6 protein-coding genes are annotated in these 5,215 nt (G+C 38.4%); all 6 read left to right on the forward strand.

Annotated features, from left to right (window positions below; translation table 11 throughout):
- On the forward strand, nt 1–224 hold a 224-nt coding region (locus BXY_RS02195), incomplete at its 5' end, for a LysM peptidoglycan-binding domain-containing protein (protein ID WP_208946722.1).
- 240 nt (nt 225–464) lie between these two features.
- A complete protein-coding gene (locus BXY_RS02200) occupies nt 465–1,460 on the forward strand; it encodes an AAA family ATPase (RefSeq protein ID WP_004314364.1) in 996 nt (331 codons plus the stop codon).
- Between the two features lie 83 nt (nt 1,461–1,543).
- A complete protein-coding gene (locus BXY_RS02205; RefSeq protein WP_004314365.1) occupies nt 1,544–2,413 on the forward strand; it encodes a DUF58 domain-containing protein in 870 nt (289 codons plus the stop codon).
- The gene (locus tag BXY_RS02210; RefSeq protein ID WP_015531109.1) at nt 2,413–3,501 is read left to right on the forward strand and encodes a hypothetical protein; all 1,089 of its coding nucleotides are present in this window, start codon (nt 2,413–2,415) and stop codon (nt 3,499–3,501) included. The genes BXY_RS02205 and BXY_RS02210 overlap by 1 nt, the downstream gene beginning before the upstream one ends.
- A 49-nt stretch (nt 3,502–3,550) precedes the next feature.
- Nucleotides 3,551–4,534, forward strand: coding sequence for a vWA domain-containing protein (locus BXY_RS02215; RefSeq protein WP_004314367.1), 984 nt, complete (start codon nt 3,551–3,553; stop codon nt 4,532–4,534).
- Nucleotides 4,535–4,579: 45 nt separating this feature from the next.
- On the forward strand, nt 4,580–5,215 hold a 636-nt coding region (locus tag BXY_RS02220; protein WP_208946723.1), incomplete at its 3' end, for a VWA domain-containing protein.

Genomic DNA, 5,215 nt, shown 5'->3' on the forward strand with positions numbered 1-5,215 from the left:
CCGCTACATCTGCTTATTTGGATTCAGCATCTTATAAAATTACAGGAACCAAAACAAAATATACAATCAAAGAAGGAGAAACTTTAACTAGGGTTTCCTTGCGTTTTTATGGTACAAAAGCAATGTGGCCATACATTGTGAAGCACAATCCGAAGGTTATTAAGAACCCCAATAACGTACCATATGGCACAACAATTGAAATACCGGAACTTACAAAAGAATAAATAGCAATAATCCATTCACCCGATCATACAAATCCTGTATTGATCGGGTGAAATGTTATGGATGTACAAAAGCGTATGAAAGTACCTTAATCTAAAGATTTCGCATTGTTTTTTAATAAAAATTAGTTGCAATCGTTAATTATATGGCGTACTTTTGGAGGCAAAATAAGAAGCCTTACAACACACAGGAAAGGCTTACATAAAATAAAAGGGATTTAAATAATAAAATATTAAGTATTTATGGCTGAATCAATTGATATCCGCGAGCTAAATGAGCGGATTGAAAGACAAAGTGCTTTCGTTACCAATCTTACGACAGGGATGGACCAAATCATTGTTGGTCAGAAACATTTGGTTGAATCACTGCTTATCGGATTACTTTCCGATGGTCACGTTCTTTTGGAAGGTGTGCCTGGTTTGGCGAAAACTTTGGCTATTAAAACACTCGCTTCTCTGATTGATGCGAAGTATAGCCGTATCCAGTTTACGCCGGACTTATTGCCTGCCGACGTTATTGGTACAATGGTTTACAGTCAGAAAGATGAATCTTTTAAAGTGCAGCGAGGACCAATTTTCGCAAACTTTGTATTAGCTGATGAAATCAACCGTGCTCCTGCTAAAGTACAGAGTGCTTTGCTGGAAGCAATGCAGGAACGTCAGGTTACTATTGGTAAAGAAACATTCATATTACCGGAACCTTTCCTTGTACTGGCTACTCAGAACCCTATCGAACAAGAAGGTACTTACCCGCTTCCTGAAGCACAAGTTGACCGTTTCATGTTGAAAGTTGTCATTGATTATCCAAAGCTGGAAGAAGAAAAACTGATTATTCGCCAAAATATCAATGGTGAGAAGTTCAATGTGAAGCCTATTCTCAAAGCGGATGAAATTATTGAAGCACGTAAGGTTGTTCGTCAAGTGTACCTGGATGAGAAGATTGAACGTTATATTGTAGATATTGTATTTGCAACTCGTTTCCCTGAAAAATATGACCTCAAGGAACTGAAAGATATGATCGGATTCGGAGGTTCACCTCGTGCGTCTATCAATCTGGCTTTGGCTGCTCGTACGTATGCATTTATCAAACGTCGCGGTTACGTAATTCCGGAAGATGTACGTGCTGTAGCACATGATGTTCTCCGTCATCGTATTGGATTGACATACGAAGCTGAAGCTAATAATATGACTTCGGACGAAATCATCAGTAAGATTCTGAATAAGGTTGAAGTGCCCTAATTTGTAGTTATAATACAGTCAATAAGTAGTCATTAATATCTATACATGACTACTTAACTACTTACTACTTAACTACTGTATAAATGGAAACAAGTGAAATACTAAAAAAAGTTCGCCAAATTGAAATAAAGACACGAGGATTGTCTAACAATATCTTTGCAGGCCAATATCATTCGGCTTTCAAGGGTAGGGGTATGTCATTTTCGGAAGTCCGTGAGTATCAGTTCGGCGATGATATACGTGACATAGACTGGAATGTGACTGCGCGCTTCAATAAACCTTATGTGAAAGTGTTTGAAGAAGAACGTGAACTGACAGTTATGTTAATGGTCGATGTTTCCGGAAGTTTGGAATTTGGTACGATCAAGCAGTTGAAGAAAGATATGGTGACGGAAATCGCTGCCACGCTTGCTTTCTCTGCTATTCAGAACAATGATAAAATTGGTGTGATTTTCTTTTCAGACCGGATAGAAAAGTTTATTCCTCCCAAGAAAGGACGTAAACATATCTTATATATTATCCGCGAATTGATTGATTTTCAGCCGGAAAGCCGTCGTACAAATATTCGTCTTGCCTTAGAATATTTGACAAACGTGATGAAAAGACGTTGCACCGCATTTATCTTATCAGACTTTATTGATCAGGACAGCTTTAAGAATGCACTGACCATTGCTAACAGAAAACATGATGTAGTAGCATTACAAGTGTACGACAGGAGGGTTAGTGATCTTCCCCCAGTAGGACTGATGCGAATCAAAGATGCGGAAACTGGACATGAACAATGGATCGACACCTCTTCCAAAGCTGTACGCCGGGCACATCGTGACTGGTGGATACAAAAGCAGACTGAACTTAACGATACTTTCACTAAAAGTAACGTGGATGCTGTATCTGTCAGAACCGACCAGGATTACGTAAAGGCATTGTTGAATTTATTTGCCAAACGAAATTAATGGAATCAAAGATGAATAGAAATATTATTCTGATAGCATTATTAGCTCTATTGTCTGTAGGCAAAGCAGCAGCACAGTCTGTCACGGTAGAAGCAAAAATTGATTCATTGCAGATACTGATTGGCGAACAGGCGAAAGTGCAATTGCAAGTAGCCATGGATGCTAAACAGCGTGCTATTTTTCCTGCTTACACCGATACATTGGTAAGAGGTGTGGAAATTATAGAAACTGTCAAACCGGATACTCAATTCCTGAATGATCGCCAACGAATGTTGATTACTCAAGAATACATTATCACTTCTTTTGACTCTGCTCTATATTATCTACCACCAATGCCGGTTACCGTAGATGATAAAGTATATAAATCCAAAGCTCTGGCATTGAAAGTATATTCGATGCCGGTTGATACATTACATCCGGACCAGTTCTTTGGACAGAAACCTGTGATGAAAGCTCCTTTTGCGTGGGAAGACTGGTATGGATTAATTGCTTGTTCATTCCTAGCTTTACCTTTGCTTGGTTTACTGATCTATCTCATTATTCGTATACGTGATAATAAACCTATTATCCGTAAAATAAAAGTTGAACCTAAATTGCCGCCACATCAGGCTGCAATGAAAGAGATAGAACGTATCAAAACAGAGAAGATATGGCAAAAAGGACAATCGAAGGAGTATTATACCGAACTAACGGATGCACTTCGCACCTATATTAAGGACCGTTTCGGATTTAACGCATTAGAAATGACTTCTTCTGAAATAATTGACCAGCTATTGGAGTTGAATGATAAAGAGGCTATATCAGACTTGAAGCTTTTGTTCCAGACCGCTGATTTAGTGAAGTTTGCCAAACATGATCCTCAGATGAATGAAAACGATGCTAATTTAATTAATGCCATCGATTTTATCAATGAGACAAAACAACCGGAAGAGGAAAACCAGAAACCGCAACCAACGGAAATCACTATCATTGAGAAACGTTCTTTACGTGTTAAAGCTATGCTGATTTGCGGAATTGCACTGTTATCAGCAGCACTAATTGGTACCTTTATATATATAGGTCTGCAGTTATACAATCTTTTCGTATAAAGAGTGTATAACTTAATACTAAATAGTAAACTGTTAAATCATAAATAAAATGGTTTTTGCCAATATTGAATATCTGTTTTTGCTATTATTGCTTATACCATATATTGTATGGTATATCCTGAAACAAAAGAAAAGTGAAGCAACCCTTCAAATTTCAGATGCTCGGGTATATGCACATACACCTAAAAGTTATAAGAACTATTTGTTGCATGTTCCATTTCTACTGCGCTGCATTGCTTTGGTGTTAGTTATCTTGGTTCTTGCACGCCCGCAAACTACTAACAAGTGGCAGAACAGTGAAATAGAAGGAATTGATATTATGCTGGCTATCGACGTTTCTACCAGTATGCTGGCTGAAGACTTAAAGCCAAATAGACTTGAAGCTGCCAAAGATGTAGCTGCTGAATTTATCAACGGACGCCCCAATGATAATATCGGTATTACATTATTTGCAGGAGAAACTTTCACTCAATGTCCATTGACTGTAGATCATGCCGTATTGTTGGATATGATACATAATATTAAATGCGGCCTTATCACTGACGGTACTGCGGTTGGTATGGGTATTGCTAATGCTGTGACTCGCTTAAAAGATAGCAAAGCGAAATCTAAAGTTATTATCTTATTGACGGATGGTACTAATAATAAGGGAGATATTTCTCCAATGACAGCGGCAGAAATAGCTAAAAGTTTTGGTATTCGTGTATATACTATCGGGGTAGGTACTAATGGAATGGCTCCTTATCCTTATCCGGTGGGGAATACTGTACAATATGTAAGTATGCCGGTGGAAATTGATGAAAAGACATTGACAGAGATTGCCGGAACGACAGATGGTAACTATTTCCGGGCTACGAGCAACTCGAAGCTTAAAGAAGTATATGAAGAAATTGATAAACTGGAAAAGACGAAACTGAACGTAAAAGAGTACAGTAAACGAGACGAAGAGTATCACTGGTTTGCCCTAGCTGCCTTCCTCTGTGTCTTGTTGGAAGTACTATTACGCAATTCGGTACTCAAAAAAATTCCATAAGAATGTTTGTCAATCGTTATTTGTCAATCATAAAATAGTAAGAAGATGTTTCGATTTGGAGAACCTACATATTTATACTTATTGCTGCTATTACCTTTTTTAGCAGCTTTCTACTTGTATTCCAACTACAAGAGAAGAAAGAATATCCGACGCTTCGGAGACCCGACTTTATTGGCTCAATTAATGCCTGATGTATCCAAATATCGTCCGGATGTAAAATTCTGGATTATTTTTGTTGCTATTGGCTTGTTCTCCGTATTATTAGCACGCCCCCAATTCGGTTCTAAGCTGGAAACGGTTAAGCGCAAAGGAGTAGAGGTAATTATAGCTTTGGATATTTCAAACTCTATGTTAGCTCAAGATGTACAGCCTAGCCGTCTGGAAAAAGCAAAAAGACTAATTTCCAGATTAGTGGATGAACTTGACAATGATAAGGTAGGTATGATTGTATTTGCAGGTGACGCTTTTACTCAGCTACCAATTACAAGTGACTATATTTCCGCTAAGATGTTTTTAGAGTCCATCAATCCTTCGTTGATTTCTAAACAGGGTACAGCTATCGGGGAAGCAATCAATTTAGCAGCTCGTAGTTTCACTCCGCAAGAAGGGGTAGGACGTGCTATTATTGTTATTACTGACGGTGAAAATCATGAGGGTGGTGCAGTGGAAGCCGCCAAAGCC

This window comes from Bacteroides xylanisolvens XB1A, assembly GCF_000210075.1.
Taxonomy (GTDB): Bacteria; Bacteroidota; Bacteroidia; order Bacteroidales; family Bacteroidaceae; genus Bacteroides; species Bacteroides xylanisolvens.